The organism is Brachybacterium paraconglomeratum (assembly GCF_003994255.1).
GTDB classification, from domain to species: Bacteria; Actinomycetota; Actinomycetes; order Actinomycetales; family Dermabacteraceae; genus Brachybacterium; species Brachybacterium conglomeratum.
The window spans coordinates 229,951-244,663 of the sequence record NZ_ML133853.1 but is presented as its reverse complement, the minus strand read 5'-3'; the positions used below and the strand labels follow the sequence as shown (position 1 = coordinate 244,663).

12 protein-coding genes are annotated in these 14,713 nt (G+C 71.4%); 6 read left to right on the top strand and 6 right to left on the bottom strand.

Going from position 1 to position 14,713, the window contains the following annotated elements:
* Positions 1 to 2: 2 nt before the first annotated feature.
* The 6 genes from DS079_RS07120 to DS079_RS07095 all read right to left on the bottom strand — a co-directional run bounded on the left by DS079_RS07120 (position 3) and on the right by DS079_RS07095 (position 7,051).
* Positions 3 to 884: an NAD(P)-dependent oxidoreductase gene (locus tag DS079_RS07120; protein ID WP_126986097.1), complete on the bottom strand. Its 882-nt coding sequence runs from the start codon at positions 882 to 884 to the stop codon at positions 3 to 5.
* A gap of 49 nt (positions 885 to 933) precedes the next feature.
* A complete protein-coding gene (locus DS079_RS07115) occupies positions 934 to 2,295 on the bottom strand; it encodes a four-carbon acid sugar kinase family protein (protein ID WP_164736138.1) in 1,362 nt (453 codons plus the stop codon).
* Positions 2,296 to 2,428: 133 nt separating this feature from the next.
* Positions 2,429 to 3,829, bottom strand: a complete 1,401-nt coding sequence (locus DS079_RS07110) for a GntP family permease (RefSeq protein ID WP_126986095.1) — start codon at positions 3,827 to 3,829, stop codon at positions 2,429 to 2,431.
* Between the two features lie 251 nt (positions 3,830 to 4,080).
* Positions 4,081 to 5,061: a 3-hydroxyacyl-CoA dehydrogenase family protein gene (locus DS079_RS07105; RefSeq protein WP_126986093.1), complete on the bottom strand. Its 981-nt coding sequence runs from the start codon at positions 5,059 to 5,061 to the stop codon at positions 4,081 to 4,083.
* Between the two features lie 215 nt (positions 5,062 to 5,276).
* Complete coding sequence (locus DS079_RS07100; protein WP_126986091.1) at positions 5,277 to 6,080, bottom strand: SDR family NAD(P)-dependent oxidoreductase; 804 nt, start codon at positions 6,078 to 6,080, stop codon at positions 5,277 to 5,279.
* Between the two features lie 41 nt (positions 6,081 to 6,121).
* Positions 6,122 to 7,051, bottom strand: coding sequence for a sugar phosphate isomerase/epimerase family protein (locus DS079_RS07095; RefSeq protein WP_126986089.1), 930 nt, complete (start codon positions 7,049 to 7,051; stop codon positions 6,122 to 6,124).
* A 104-nt stretch (positions 7,052 to 7,155) separates the two neighbouring features.
* Here DS079_RS07095 and DS079_RS07090 point away from each other — a divergent pair, with 104 nt between their 5' ends.
* From DS079_RS07090 to DS079_RS07065, 6 genes are all read left to right on the top strand, one after another.
* A complete protein-coding gene (locus DS079_RS07090; RefSeq protein WP_126986087.1) occupies positions 7,156 to 7,929 on the top strand; it encodes a FadR/GntR family transcriptional regulator in 774 nt (257 codons plus the stop codon).
* A 366-nt stretch (positions 7,930 to 8,295) separates the two neighbouring features.
* Positions 8,296 to 9,138, top strand: coding sequence for a sugar phosphate isomerase/epimerase family protein (locus DS079_RS07085; RefSeq protein ID WP_126986085.1), 843 nt, complete (start codon positions 8,296 to 8,298; stop codon positions 9,136 to 9,138).
* A gap of 155 nt (positions 9,139 to 9,293) precedes the next feature.
* Entirely contained in the window at positions 9,294 to 10,196 is a 903-nt protein-coding gene (locus tag DS079_RS07080; RefSeq protein WP_126986083.1) for a phosphogluconate dehydrogenase C-terminal domain-containing protein, read from the top strand.
* Positions 10,197 to 10,259: 63 nt separating this feature from the next.
* The gene (locus DS079_RS07075) at positions 10,260 to 11,801 is read left to right on the top strand and encodes a GntT/GntP/DsdX family permease (protein WP_126986081.1); all 1,542 of its coding nucleotides are present in this window, start codon (positions 10,260 to 10,262) and stop codon (positions 11,799 to 11,801) included.
* A gap of 227 nt (positions 11,802 to 12,028) precedes the next feature.
* Entirely contained in the window at positions 12,029 to 13,747 is a 1,719-nt protein-coding gene (locus DS079_RS07070) for a dihydroxyacetone kinase family protein (protein ID WP_126986079.1), read from the top strand.
* Between the two features lie 259 nt (positions 13,748 to 14,006).
* Positions 14,007 to 14,474, top strand: a complete 468-nt coding sequence (locus DS079_RS07065; RefSeq protein WP_126986077.1) for a ribose-5-phosphate isomerase — start codon at positions 14,007 to 14,009, stop codon at positions 14,472 to 14,474.
* Positions 14,475 to 14,713: the final 239 nt, after the last annotated feature.

Below are 14,713 nucleotides of genomic sequence, written 5' to 3'. Positions count from 1 at the left end.
GATCAGCCCTCCCGCAGCACCTCGTGCACGATCGAGTCGTCGCGGCGGTCCCAGCCGAGCTCGCTGCCCCGCTGGTAGAGCTGCTGTGCGGCGATCGCGAGCGGCACCTGCTGGTCCACCTCCTCTGCGGCCTCGGCGACCAGCCCCATGTCCTTGACGAAGATGGTCAGCGCGGAGCGGACGTCGTCGTAGGCGCCCTCGACCATGCGTGCGCCGCGATCGCCGAACATGAACGAGGCGGCCGCGCCGGTGCCGAGCACCTCGTGGACCTGGCGGAGGTCCAGGCCCATCGCGTCGGCGAGCGCGAGCGCCTCACCGGCGGCGGCGATGTGCACGCCGCACAGCAGCTGGTTGACGATCTTGAAGCGCTGCCCGTCCCCGGGCTTCGGGCCGACGACGGGGGCGTTCGAGGCCAGGGCGTCCAGGACCGGCCGCGCGTCCGCGACGTCGGACTCCGCACCGCCGACCATGACCAACAGGTCGCCGTCGGCCGCGCGGGCGGCCCCGCCGGAGACGGGCGCGTCCACGATCCGCACGCCCGTGCCCGCCAGACGGGTCGCGGTCGCGTCGAGGGCGGCGGGGCCGACGGTCGACATGATCAGCAGGATGGTCCCGTCGGCGAGCTCGCCGGCGATCCCGTCCTCCTCGCCGAAGAGGACGGCGTCCAGCTGGTCGGGGGTCGCGACCATGACGGCGACGACGTCGGCGCCTCGCGCGGCCTCGCGCGCTGTCTCCGTCGTGGCGGCGACCTCGGCGATCGCCTCACGGGCCGCGGGGAACAGGTCGTAGGTGGTCACGGGCAGCCCGGCGCCGGCGAGGGCGCGGGCCATGGGGGCGCCGATCGCGCCCAGTCCGATCCAGGCGACAGCGGGGGTGGTGGTCATCGGGAGCTCCTCAGGTCGGGGGCTGGAGACGGCAGGGTGGCGGTCGGCGTCAGCGGGCGGCGACGGAGGCGTTGAGCACGTCGACCACGTCGGCGAGCGCCTCCTCGCCGCCGACGTTGCCGGGGAAGACGACGTAGGGGGCGCCCATGACCTCGTCGGGCGCCTCCTGGGCGGAGAACAGGGAGACCTGGCCGGGCCAGAACTGCCCCTCTACGCGGGCGCGGCGGATCCCGAGGCCCTTCTCGGCGACCTCGTGGGAGGTGATCCCGCCCTTGGCGACGACCCAGGCGGGCCGGGCGGCTCGCACCCGGCGAACCACCTCGACCACGGCGTCGGAGACGCTGCGGGCGATGGCGAGGGACTCGGCGGGGTCGTCGGTGCGCACGAGGTCGCGGCTGGTGTAGACGACGCAGTCGGAGCTCGCGAGGGTCTCTTCGGCCCGGGCGGCGACCTCGGCGAGGTGCTGCTCGCGGCGCTCGTCGAGCACGGAGGGGACGTGGATCTCGAGCTCGGCGAGGGTACCGCGGCGCTGGACGGCGCGCAGCTGCGTGGTGGTCAGCCCCACGTGGGAGCCGACGACCACGAGGCCGTGGTCGAGCCGGCCTGCGGGGATCGTGATCGAGGCGGGGTCGACGACCCGGGCGCCCTGCTGCCCGACGAGGGGGCGGACGAAGGAGGGCGCACAGCGGGTGACGAAGGTGCGTCCCTCCGCCTCGAGCGCCGCCATCGCCCCGGCGACGACCTCGAGGTCCTCGTACTCGGTGGCGTTGACGACGACCCAGGTCCGCTCGCGGGCGCCGGCGAGGAGCGTCCGCACCCGCGCGGTGCCGCCCTCACGGATGTCCTCAAGCGAGAGCGAGAGGACCTCGCTCGCGCGCACGGCGCCGCCGGAGCGCTCCTCGAGGAATTCCCGCAGGTCGGAGCTGGTGTAGCCGAAGGTGGCGTCGCGGGCGAAGTCGGTCTCGGCGACCTCGACGGCCATCCCGTCCACGCGGGCGTAGTGGATGTCGCCCTCGGTGAACCGTCCGGCCTCGAGCATCGCCGGGCACAGCACAAAGGCGTCGACGTCGATGCCGCGCGCGGCGAGCTCGTCGGCGATCGCGACCGGTTCGGCGATGACGTGCCCGCGCAGGGTCGAGTCGGAGCGGGAGACGACGTGGAGCCCGGACGCCGGCACTCCCCCGTCGAGCACCCCGGCGAGGACGCGCCGGTTCAGCGCGACCGCCTCCTGCTCGTCGAGCGCGCGCGTGTTCGTCAGGACGAAGCAGGCGCTGCCGGGCTGCTCGAGGACGCCGACGGGGATCGCCGGGTCGAGGTCGAAGGCGACATCGATCCCGGCGACGCACTGCGAGCCGGTGGGGTCGTCGTCGAGGATCAGCAGGCGACGGTCGGTGGGCGCGGTGGCGGTCACGGGTCCTTCTTCCAGGAGGCGGGACGAGGCGGGCAGCACGCGGCAGATGCCGCTTCATGAGCAGGTCCGGGACGAGGCGGAGCAGGGACGACGAGCGCCCCTGCTCCCACCTTGTCAGATCTGCACCGGTCGTCTACGCGGCGATCACGAACACGACCGAGGACAGCGCGAAGGCGAGCAGCGAGATCGTCGTACCGATCAACGACCAGGTCTTGAAGGTGGTGATCGTGTCGAAGCCGCAGAACTTGCCGATCAGCCAGAAGCCGGAGTCGTTCACGTGCGACCAGCCGATCGACGCCGCGCCGATCGCGATGACGACGGCGGCGACCGCGATGGTCCCGAAGTCGCCGGCCATGATCGCCGGCGCCATGATCGAGGCGCCGGTGGTCGCGGCGACGGTCGCCGAGCCCTGGGCGATGCGCATCGCCATGGTCACCAGGTACGCGGCGATGATCAGCGGGAGCCCCATCGCATCCAGGCCCTCGGCGACAAGTCCGCCGATGCCGGTCTCGGTGAGGACGCGGCCGAAGGCCCCGCCGGCGCCGGTGATCAGGATGATCGAGCAGACGGGGGCGAGCGCGTCGTCCACGAGCTCCTCGAGAAGTCCGCCCACCTGCTGACCGGAGCGACGGCGCGGGATCACATAGAGCACCAGCATCGCGGTCAGCGCGGACAGGGCCATCGCGACCGGGGTCGCGCCCACTAGTCGGGAGAGCTGGTAGAGGGCGTTCTGGTCGGAGACGGAGCCGGAGGCCTCCATGGTCGAGAGCCCGGTGTTGAAGAAGATCAGCGCCAGCGGCATGAGGAGGACCAGCAGGATCGCCCCGAAGGCGGGCCGTTCCTCGACCGGGACCTCGCGCGGCTCGCCGAGCAGGGCCGGCACCGGGGTGTCCGGGAAGCGCTTCGAGATCGCCCGGGCGACCAGGTAGCCGCCGAAGTACCAGGTGGGAAGCCCGATCAGAAGCCCGACGATGATCACGAGACCGATGTCCGCGCCCATCACCGTCGCGGCGGCCGTGGGCCCGGGGTGGGGCGGCAGCAGCGCGTGCATCATCATGAACGACGCGATCGAGGGGAGCACGTAGAGCATGAACGAGCCGCCGAGGCGTCGGGCGACCGTATAGATGACCGGCAGCATCACGATGAAGCCGGCGTCCAGGAAGATCGGGAACGCGTAGAACAGCGAGGCGACCGAGAGGGCGAGCGGCGCCCGCTTCTCCCCGAAGGTGTCGAGCATCTTGTCGGCGAGCACCTGCGCGCCGCCGGTGACCTCGATGATGCGTCCGAGGACCGCACCGAAGCCCACGAGCAGGGCGACTGTGCCCACGGTGCTGCTGAAGCCGGCGATGACCACGTCGATCACGTCGGCGACGCCGATGCCGGCGGCGAGGCCGGTCAGAACGGCGACGATCAGCAGCGAGAAGAAGGCGTGCAGACGGGTCTTGATGATCAGGAACAGCAGGAAGGCGATCGCGACGACCGCGATCGTCAGGAGCAGCCACACAGGCCGCTCCGCGAGGACGAGTTCTTCCACGGGAGTGTCTCCAGGGGTGTGGTGGCGGTGCTCGTCGGGTGCCGTCACGCCGGAGCGCTCGGGACCCGGGTCGACGCGCGGGTCCCGAGCGCTCGCTCGAGTCCCGGGCGTCGATGCCCGGCCGACGGGCGGAGCCCGCAGGATGGATGGGTGGGTTACGGCGTGATCCTGTCCGACGGGCAGAGCCCGCAGGACTGATCGAAGAGGTGCGGCGCAGGGCCGGCCGATGGGGCGTCGGCCGGCCTCCGTCGTCAGGAGTCCTTCGGCGTCGCCTTCGGCGCGGGACCGAGCTCGGCCAGGAGCTGCGACATCTTCGCGTAGGCCTTGTTGCGGTAGGCGATCAGCTCCGCGGCGGTCGCCTCGTCGTAGTCGCCCAGCAGGCCCTTGCCGTTCTTGACGCCCTTGCGGTCTGCGGCGACGGCGTCGGTGAGGATCTTCGGGGTGGCGAGGCGGTCGCCGAAGGCGTCCTCGAAGGTCACGAAGCAGTTCGCGTAGACGTCCAGGCCCGCCTGGTCGGCGATCGCGAAGGGGCCGAAGAAGCCCAGGCGGAAGCCGAAGGTGGTGCGGACGATGGTGTCGACGTCCTCTGCGGTGGCGACGCCCTCCTCGACGATGGAGGTCGCCTCCTTCAGCAGCGCGTACTGGAGGCGGTTCAGCACCATGCCGGGGGTGTCGGCGACCTGGGCGCCCTCGTTCCCCGACTTCTCCAGCAGCTCCTTGACCGCGGAGACGGTCTCGGGCGTCGTGGCCTCACCCGCGACGAGCTCGACGCCGGGAATGAAGGGGGCGGGGTTGGAGAAGTGGACGGTGAGGAAGCGCTCGGGGTTCTTCACCGCGCTGACCAGCTCCTTGACCGGGATGGTCGAGGTGTTGGTGCCGATGATCGCGTCGGGTCGCGCGTGCTGCGAGATCGTGCCGAGCACGTCGCGCTTGACGTCGAGGCGCTCGAAGACGGCCTCCTCGATGAAGTCGACGTCCGCGACGGCCTCCTCGAGGCTCTTGCCGGCGGAGATGTTCTTCGCGACGAGGTCCGCGGAGCCGGGCGAGAACAGGCCCTGCTCCTCGAACTCGCGCGCCTCGCGCTGCAGGCGCTCGAGGGAGGCGTTCGCGTTCTCGACGCTGACGTCGGCGATGGTGACGTCGAAGCCGGCGATGGCGAGGACCTGGGCGATGCCGCCGCCCATGTATCCGGCGCCGACGATGGTGACGGTCGAGATGGTCGAGATGGTCATTCGGGGGAACTCCTTCGTCCGGGGGCGCCTCTCGGACGAGGGCGCCAGCGCTGCCACGCCCGACGCCGCCTTCGTGAAGGCGTTCCGTGGGCTCGTGACAGCCATTCTAGCTATCCTATTGGATATTGACCAGGGGTGGTCCTGCGACGTGATACTGCCGCAGAACCGAGGACCGAGGCACCTTATGGGCGCCTTGCCCCTGCCTGTCGCGCAGGTCAGTGCATGTGCTTGCCGCCGTCGACGTTGATCGACGTGCCGCTGACGAAGCTCGAGTCCTCGCCGACGAGGAACGCGATGAGGCCCGCGACCTCCTCGGGCTGGCCCACGCGCTGCAGCGGGATGTTCGCGCTCATCCCCTCCTTGCGCTCGTCGGTGAGTGTGCCGCCCATGATGTCGGTGTCGATCGGGCCGGGCAGGATGACGTTCGCGGTGATGCCGTACTGGCCGAGCTCGCGGGCGAAGCCGCGGGTCAGGCCCTGCACGGCGGCCTTCGCGGCGGCGTAGCCGGTCTTGGAGAAGGTGCCGCCGCCGTCGAGGGCGGTGATCGAGGCGGTGTTGACGATGCGACCGCCCACGCCGCCGTCGACCATGCGCTTCGCCGCGGCCTGGGTCATCAGCAGAGTGCCCTTGGCGTTGACGTCCATGACGCGGTCCCAGATCTCCGAGGTGAGCTCGAAGAAGGAGTGGGGGCTGGGGATCCCGGCGAGGTTCACCAGGCTCACCACCTGGGGCAGCTCCACGTCGATGCGCGCGAAGGCGGCGTCGACCGAGGCCTGGTCGGAGATGTCGACGCCGACGCCGATCACCTTCTGCTCCGACTCGGCGGGCAGCTCGGCGCTCAGCTCGGCGGCGAACTCCTCGACGGCCGTGCCGTCGATGTCGGCCGCGGCGACGCTCCAGCCCTCGGCCAGCAGCTTGCGGACGACGCGTCGGCCGATGCCGCGGGGCGCGCCGGCGCCGGTGACGACCGCGGTGCGGCGGGCGGGGAAGGGCTGGATGGTGCGGGTCTCGATGGTCATCTGGGGGTTCTCCTTCGAACTAGGTGCGTCGGGGCGGGGACTCAGGCGTCCTGGGCCAGCGCCGAGCTGAGCACCTGGCGGATGTACTGGACGTTCTCGGCGATCACGCCGAGGGAGTCGGAGCCGTAGTGCTCGCAGCAGAACGGGCCGGTGTAGCCGAGGTCGAGGGCTCGGCGGATGACCTGGCGGTAGTTGATGTAGCCGTACTTCAGCGGCATGGGCGCGCTCGAGTAGGCGCCGGTGGCCGGGTCGAGGTCGCGGGTGTAGTTCTTGATATGCCAGAAGTTCGAGTGCGGCAGCACCTTCTCGAACATGTCCGGCCAGGGCTCGACCTCGCGGTGCAGGCGCACGAGGTTGCCGAGGTCCGGGTTCAGGCCGACGCTCTCGTGGTCGACGTCGCGGAGGAATGCCACGGCATCGTCGGCCGTACCGATGTAGGTGTCCTCGTACATCTCGAGGCTGACCTCGATGCCCTGCGCCTTCGCGGCGTCGCCGAGGGTGCGGACCCGCTCGATCGCGAGGTCGCGCAGCGCCGGGTCGTCGACGTGCCCGTCGGCGAGCCAGAACCAGATCGCCGCGGCCTGCTCCTTGGTGAGGGCCTGCATGAAGCCGGTGTTCACGACGGTCACGCCGAAGCTCGGGGCCAGTTCGATGAAGCGCAGCGCGTCGGCGAGGTTCTGCTCGCCGTTCTCGACATCGACCACGGAGTTGCGGGTCATGGAGATGGAGGAGAGGGTCAGCCCCTCGCCGTCGAGGACACGGCGGAACTCCTCGACGCGCTCGTCGCTGAGCTTCGCGAGCGGCAGCCAGGCGTCGGTGGGGTCGATCTGGTCGACGCCGAGCTCCTTGACCTGTCGCAGCTGGGAGGCCCAGATGCTCGAGGAGGCCTCGAGGGTGGGAGTGCCGTCCGGCGTGGTGCTGCCGAACGAGAGCATGTTGGCTCCGATGGGCCAGTTCTCTGCGGTGAACATCGTCGTCCTTTCACGGGGGTCACTCGTGTCATCGATCCTATAGGAACTTCGGGAGTCGCGGAAGTGCCGGAAGGAGAAGCTCTCCTCTTGGTACCTTTCCAGGCATGCCCGCCTTCTCCGACAGCACCTCCGACGCCCTCGCCGAGGCGCTGTCGGCCGTCCCCGCGGGAACGCCGGTCTCCGGCGTCGCGGGCCGGATGCTCGAGCTGTTCACGGGCGGCGGACTGGAGCCGGGCACCCGCCTCCCCCCGGAGCGCCAGCTCGCCTCCGTCCTCGGCGTCGGCCGCTCGGCCATCCGCGAGGCGCTCGCGGCGCTCGAGATCCTCGGGATCGTCGACGTGCGCCCCGGCTCGGGCACCTACCTGCGCGGCACCGCGAGCGAGCTGCTCCCCCAGACCCTCAGCTGGGGCCTGATGATCGGCGAGCGCAGCACCGACCAGCTGATGGAGCTGCGAGCGGGCCTCGAGAGCTTCTGTGCCCGCCTGGCCGCCGAGCGGATCTCCTCCGTGCAGATCGACGCTCTGCACGAGTCGATCGAGGGCATGCGCGATGGCTTCGAGGACCTCGACGCCTTCGTCACCGCGGACGCCGCTTTCCATGCAGTGCTCGGCGCCGCCGCGCAGAACCCGATCGTCACGGACCTGCTCGCCGTGAGCCGGCAGCTTCTGCGCGTCTACAACGATCGCTCCGTGCACGAGGCCGAGGACATGCGCATCGCGCTGGAGGAGCACGCCGCGATCCTCGAGGCGCTCGAGGCGCACGACGGCGACCGCGCGGCCTCCGCGATGATCGCCCACATGGCCACCGCCCGGACTCGTCTGCTGCGGGTCGCCGAGGACGCCGGGGCGAGGCCCGGCGAGGGCGTCGACGCGGGCTGACCCAGCCGCCCGCCCCCGCTCACCCTGCTGGGCCGTTCTCGAGGCCCATCCCTCCTGAGGTGCCGCTATGGGGGTAAGTCCCGTCTGAGCTGTCCGATTGACCGGGTGATTCCGACACCTCGGACGGGGATGGGTCGACGCGAGCAGACTCAGCACACCCCCACCCGAGAAGCGCGCTCTCGCTCGACCGCATCTCGGCGCACCCATGCTCGCAGCGGCGCAACACCTCGCCGCCTTCGGCACCCCGACGCTCTGAACCGCCCTCCCGCGGGTCCATCTACGGCCAACCGGTTGACCAATTGCGGTTCTTCCGTCTACGGTGAACACCACGCACCTGCCCGACACCAACGACGGAGTTCCCGGACAATGAAGATCGGCATCGGCACCTACTCCCTGTTCTGGGAGTTCGAGAGCCGCAACCCCTCCCCGCTCGACATCCCGGGGATGATCGACCGCGCCGCTCAGCTCGGCTGCGAGGTCTTCCAGATCTGCGACGACCCCCGCGTCGAGCAGCGCGACACAGCCAGCCTGCACGACCTGCGCGAGCGGGCCGAGCTGCTCGGCGTAGAGCTCGAGCTGGGCACCCGCACCATCGGGCGCGAGCACCTGGGCCGGTACCTCGACATCGCCGAGGCGCTCGGCGCCCGCACCCTGCGCTCGATGATCCAGTCCCAGGAGATCGCCTCCGGCTCCGAGGAGGCGGTCTCCGAGCTGCGCGCCTCGCTCCCCCGCCTCGAGGCGGCAGGCGTCTCCCTCGCGCTCGAGACCTACGAGCAGGTCCCCACCTCCACCCTGCTCGGCATCGTCGAGGAGCTCGACTCCCCGCACGTGGGGATCTGCCTGGACCCGGCCAACTGCGTCTCGGCGCTCGAGCATCCGAAGGACGTGGTCGAGGCCTGCGCCCCGCGCACCGTGAACCTGCACGTGAAGGACTTCGCCTTCGCACGCCAGGAGGGCTGGGTGGGCTTCACCTACTCCGGCGCCCCGCTCGGCGAGGGCCTGCTCGACCTCGACCACGAGCTGCGCCACGTCTACTCCGGCGACCGCTCCGCATCGGCCATCGGCCGCGCACCGTCCGCGATCGTCGAGCACTGGCTGCCCTGGCAGGGCGACCTCGCCACCACCCTCGAGACCGAGCGCACCTGGACCGACCGCACCCTCGCCGCGCTGCGCGCCTGGCGCGAGGCGCACCACCCCTCCCCTGCCTGACCAGTCGGCCGACGTCGACCCCGTCGGCCCGGCCCCACCCGCACCGGCCCCGCCGGCCCCGTGTCGCACCGCCCCGCGGCCCCACCGCACACCCCCGCGACACCCGTCGCCCCACACGCCGACGAAACCCGTCGCCCCACCAGAAGGAGTCACCGATGACCAGCAGCAAGGAACTGAACCCCCTGTACGGCAAGACCGTGGAGCTCGACCCGTCGATCGCCGTCGCCGTCGTCGGCGCGGCCGGGAAGATGGGCACCCGCGTCTCGAACAACCTGAACCTCACCGACGCCCCGATCCTCTACGTCGAGGCGTCCGAGGCGGGCCAGGAGCGCCTGAAGGAGCTCGGCCGCGAGGTCTCCACCCTCGAGGACGCCGCGACCGCGGCCGACGTCGTGATCCTCGCGGTCCCCGACGTGGTCCTCGGAAAGATCTCCGAGCAGGTCGTGCCGCTGATGAAGGACGGTTCGGTACTGCTGACCCTGGACCCGGCGGCCGCCTACGCGGGCCTGCTCGCCGAGCGCGAGGGCGTCCACCAGGCCTGCGCGCACCCCGCCCACCCGTCGGTCTTCCTCGAGCGCACCACGCCCGAGGAGTGGGCCGACACCTTCGGCGGCATCGCCGCGCCGCAGGAGGTCGTGGCCGCCTACGAGGGCGGCGACGAGCAGGTCCGCACACGCACCGCCGAGGTGATCCGCGCGATCTACGCCCCCGTCATCGACGTGCACTGGGTGACGATCAAGCAGCTCGCCCAGCTCGAGCCCACCCTGGTGGAGACCACCGGGTGCATGATCGGCCAGTTCCTCAAGGACTCGATGGACCACGCGATCAACGAGGTCGGCATCCCAGAGAAGGCCGTGAAGGCGCTGTTCTACGGCCACATCTTCATCTCGCTCACCAACGCGCTGCGCGGCTCGAACCCCTTCTCCGAGGCGTGCCTGCGCGCGATGGACTACGGCCGCGAGTCCATCATCAAGCCCGACTGGACGAAGGTCTGGGACGACGAGGAGCTCGACAAGGTCCTCGCCCAGATGCTCAATCTCGACAAGATCGAGCGCTGACCAGCACACCCTCACGCCGGGGCGGTCGCTGACGACCACCCCGGCCCGTTCCGGAAGGACCTGATGGACCCCCTCCTCCTCGTCGGCATCGCCGCCGGCGCGATCGCGATCCTGCTGTTCACGGTCATCAAGCTCAAGTGGCCGGCCTTCGTCGCCCTGCTCCTCGTCGCGGTGCTGACGGCGCTGGCCGGCGGCATCCCCGTCCAGGACGTCGTCCCCCTGATGATCGAGGGCATGGGCGGCACGCTCGGCAGCGTCGCCCTGCTCGTCGGGCTCGGCGCGATGCTCGGCGGGATCATCGAGCGCACCGGCGGCGCCGAGGTCATCGCCCACGCGGCCGCCGAGGCGCTCGGCGAGAAGCGCCTCGCCCAGGCGCTGCTGATCGCGTCCGGCCTGGTGGCGATCCCGATCTTCTTCGACGTCGCCTTCATCATCCTGGTCCCGATCATCTTCGCCTTCGCGAAGGCGGCCGGGCACCGCGGACCGGTCGCGATCGGCATGCCGGTCGCCGTGTTCATGGTGTTCATCCACAACACCGTGCCGCCGCATCCCGGCATCGTCGGCTCCACCACCCTGCTGGGCGAGGACCTGATGGGCCTGGTGACCCTCTCCGGCATCGTGCTCGCGATCCCGATGAGCCTGCTCGTCCACCTCGTCGGCAAGCGCGTGACCTCGAAGGTCTTCGCGCTCTCCCCGGAGATCGAGGAGAAGTACGCCGGCACCGGCGCGGCCGAGCTCGGCAGCGCGGGGCACGGTCGCCGCGCCCACGTCGGTGGGAACGACGGCGCAGCGGTCGACGGCGCCTCCGGCTCCTCGCACGTCGCCGCTGCCTCGTCCCTCGCCCTCGCCCCCGCGGACGCCCGCACGGGCGACGACTTCACCGGCGACGGTTCGAGCGCCGTGTCCTCGGCCGACGGGGAACTCGCCGGGCATCGCCCGTCGGCCGGCCTGGTGATCGCGCTGATCCTGCTGCCGATCCTGCTGATCGCGCTCGGAACCGTCGGCGGGCTCCTGCTGACCGAGGGCTCGACCGCCGCGCACGTGGTCTCCTTCCTCGGTGCCCCCGCCTTCGCTCTGCTGGTCGCGACGCTCGCCGCGATGTACCTGCTGGGCATCATGCACGGATGGGGCAGGGCCCAGATCAGCGAGGTGATGGACGGCGCGCTCGGCCCGGCCGCGATCGTCATCCTGGTCACCGGCGCCGGCGGCGTCTTCGCGAAGGTGCTGACCGAGACCGGCGTGGGCGATGCGGTCTCCGGACTGCTCCTGGACGCGGGCGTGCCGATCCTGCTGCTCGCCTTCCTCGTCGCGCTCGCCTTCAAGGTCGCCCAGGGCTCCGGCACGGTCGCGACCCTCTCGGCCGCGGGCATCGTCCAGGGCACGGTGATGGCCGGGGACTACTCGCCGATGCAGGTCGTGCTGATCATCCTCGCGATCGGGCTGGGATCGGTCTCGCTCTCCCACATCAACGACTCGGGCTTCTGGATCGCCACGAAGTTCCTGGGCCTCTCGGTGGCCGACGGTCTGCGCACCTGGACGGTGCTCACCTCGGCCCTGGGGTTCACGAGCATGCTCCTGCTGTCGCTGGTGTGGATGGTGGTCTGACCATTTCCCGGTGGCTCTCCGCCCGGAGGGCCGGCACCGCATGATCAGGGGTCGGGCAGGGCACTCCGCTCCAGGGGAGGCTCCGCCCGACGGGACTCTCCTACCGCTCGGCCCCCTGCCCTACCCTGTACATTTCCTATAGGATCAGCATGCTGCGGCGCGGTGCGCCCGGCTCCCCACGACCCCGCGCCGTCGACCTCGCACGGCAGCTTCCGGAGGAATCCACGATGACGTACCTCTTCAACGACCCGGCCGCCTTCGCCGCCGACGCGGTCCAGGGCCTGGCCCTGTCGCATCCCGACCACGTGGCCGTGGTCCACGGCGGCGTGGTCCGCGCAACCGAGACCCCCGCCGGCCAGCCCGCCCTCGTGATCGGCGGCGGCTCCGGCCACTATCCCGCCTTCGCCGGCTGGGTCGGCCCGGGCATGGGTCACGGCGCCCCCTGCGGCAACGTGTTCGCCTCCCCGTCGGCCTCGCAGGTGTACTCCGTCGCGCGCAACGCCGAGAACGGCGGCGGCGTGATCCTCGGCTTCGGCAACTACGCCGGCGACGTGCTCCACTTCGGCGCCGCGGCCGAGAAGCTGCGCGCGGAGGGCATCGACGTGCGGATCATCAAGGTCAGCGACGACATCGTCTCCAACACTCCCGAGAACCACCGCGACCGCCGCGGCATCGCCGGCGACCTGCCCGTCTTCAAGATCGCCGGCGCCGCGATCGAGGCCGGCGCGGACCTCGACGAGGCCGAGCGCCTCGCGTGGAAGGCCAATGACGCGACCCGCTCCTTCGGCGTCGCCTTCGACGGCCCGACCCTCCCCGGCGCCGCCGGCGCCCTCTTCCACGTGCCCGAGGGGCAGATGGGAGTGGGTCTGGGCATCCACGGCGAGCCCGGCGTGCGCGACGAGCCGATCGGCACCGCCGACGAGATCGCGACGATGCTGGTCGAGGGCGTGCTCGCCGAGCAGCCCGAGCGCACGGAGGGCGGCTACCAGGGCCGCGCCGCGGTGCTCGTCAACGGCCTCGGCACCGTGAAGCACGAGGAGCTCTTCGTCGTCTACGCGAAGGTCGCCGAGCTGCTCGAGACCGCGGGCATCACGCCGGTCCGTCCCGAGGTCGGCGAGCTCGTGACCAGCCTCGACATGGCCGGGCTGTCGCTGACCCTGGTGTTCCTCGACGAGGAGCTCGAGCAGCACTGGCTCGCGCCCGTCGACACCCCCGCCCTCCACCGCGGCGCGATGACCGGCGCGGCGGAGCGCCCGCGCCGCACCGTCTTCTGGGAGGCCGGGGCCGACGAGATCCCCGTGGCGAGCAGCGAGTCCCGCGAGGTCGCCGGGAAGGTCGCCGGCGTGCTGGACCTGTTCGCGGGCGTGTGCGCGCGCGAGGAGGCCGAGCTCGGCCGGATCGACGCGATCGCGGGCGACGGCGACCACGGCCAGGGCATGGCCTACGGCTCCAAGGGCGCCGCGGCCGCGGCCCGCCAGGCGCTCGAGGACGGCGCAGGGGCTCGCACCCTGCTGGTCCGTGCCGGTGAGGCCTGGTCCGAGTCCGCCGGCGGCACCTCCGGCGCGCTCTGGGGCGCGGCCCTCATCGCGGCCGGCGCCGTCTACGACGACCAGGCCGGAGCGGAGGCGCGCACCGTCGTGGACGCGGTCGACGCCGGGATCGACGCGATCCAGCGCCTCGGCGGGGCGCAGGTGGGCGACAAGACCATGGTCGACGCCGCCGCACCCTTCCGCGAGGAGCTCGCGAAGGCCTTCACCGGCGCGAACGCGGCCGAGGCGATCCTGCAGGCCGCGGAGGTGGCCCGCGAGGCGGCCGACGCGACCGCCGAGATCACCGCGACCCTGGGCCGTGCCCGCGTGCTCGGTGAGAAGTCGGTCGGCACCCCGGACCCGGGGGCGATCTCCTTCTCCATCCTCATGCGCGAGCTCGGCCGGCACCTGTCCTGACCCGCCCGCCCCTGAATCCTCCTGGCCGGGAGGGTGATCAGCTCCCCTCCCGGCCGGGACCCCCACGGACGGGAGAGTCCCTCCCCCGCCGCGGCTTCGCCCCGGGACTCGCACCGACCGCGGGTTCACGCCGCGATCCCGTCCCGGGCATGCTGGGACGAAGGACCCCACCACCCAGGACCGAGGGACCCACCGCCTCGACCCCCGATCCGTACCCGCCACCTGCACATCCGTCACGCATCACCCGAAGGAGAACATCATGGCTCTCACCATCGTCACCGGTTCCGACAACGCCGGCCACGGCCACAAGTCCGCGCTCAAGGAGCTGCTCGAGAACGATCCCCGCGTCGGGAAGGTCATCGACGTCGGCGTCGCCGGGCGTGAGGACAACGAGCTCTACCCCAACATCGCCGTCGCCGCCGCCGAGAAGGTCGCCGCCGGCGAGGCCGACCGGGCCCTGCTGGTCTGCGGCACCGGTCTGGGCGTCGCGATCGCGGCGAACAAGGTCTCCGGCATCCGCGCCGTGACCGCGCACGACCTCTACTCCGTGCAGCGCTCGGTGCTCTCGAACAACGCGCAGGTCCTCTGCATGGGCGAGCGCGTGATCGGGCTGGAGCTCGCGAAGGAGCTGGTGAAGGTGTGGCTCGACCTCGAGTTCGACCCGGAGTCGAGCTCCGCGGCGAAGGTCCATGCGATCTGCGCCTACGACGGCTCCCTCGACAAGTGAGCTGAGCCCGGGCACGGCACGGCACCCCTGACCGGGACTTCACCCGACCCCGGCACCCCCGACCGGGAACTCACCCGACCCCGGCACCGGCACCCCGCCGCTTGAACGACGTCCGATACCAGGCCCTGCCAGTTGTGCGACGTCGGGTACCAGGCCCTGCCAGTTGTTCGACGTCCGGTACCAGGAAACTGGGTACGGGCCGGGAAGAAACCCCGCCACGGGGGGCGAGGAAGAGGCGA

What these genes read in the sequence shown, in the direction of transcription:
- DS079_RS07105 (WP_126986093.1), bottom strand. Translation starts at nt 5,061, where the DNA reads ATGACCATCTCGACCATCTCGACCGTCACCATCGTCGGCGCCGGATAC.
- DS079_RS07095 (WP_126986089.1), bottom strand. Translation starts at nt 7,051, where the DNA reads ATGTTCACCGCAGAGAACTGGCCCATCGGAGCCAACATGCTCTCGTTC.
- DS079_RS07080 (WP_126986083.1), top strand. Translation starts at nt 9,294, where the DNA reads ATGACCAGCAGCAAGGAACTGAACCCCCTGTACGGCAAGACCGTGGAG.
- DS079_RS07090 (WP_126986087.1), top strand. Translation starts at nt 7,156, where the DNA reads ATGCCCGCCTTCTCCGACAGCACCTCCGACGCCCTCGCCGAGGCGCTG.
- DS079_RS07065 (WP_126986077.1), top strand. Translation starts at nt 14,007, where the DNA reads ATGGCTCTCACCATCGTCACCGGTTCCGACAACGCCGGCCACGGCCAC.
- DS079_RS07100 (WP_126986091.1), bottom strand. Translation starts at nt 6,080, where the DNA reads ATGACCATCGAGACCCGCACCATCCAGCCCTTCCCCGCCCGCCGCACC.
- DS079_RS07085 (WP_126986085.1), top strand. Translation starts at nt 8,296, where the DNA reads ATGAAGATCGGCATCGGCACCTACTCCCTGTTCTGGGAGTTCGAGAGC.
- DS079_RS07070 (WP_126986079.1), top strand. Translation starts at nt 12,029, where the DNA reads ATGACGTACCTCTTCAACGACCCGGCCGCCTTCGCCGCCGACGCGGTC.
- DS079_RS07120 (WP_126986097.1), bottom strand. Translation starts at nt 884, where the DNA reads ATGACCACCACCCCCGCTGTCGCCTGGATCGGACTGGGCGCGATCGGC.
- DS079_RS07075 (WP_126986081.1), top strand. Translation starts at nt 10,260, where the DNA reads ATGGACCCCCTCCTCCTCGTCGGCATCGCCGCCGGCGCGATCGCGATC.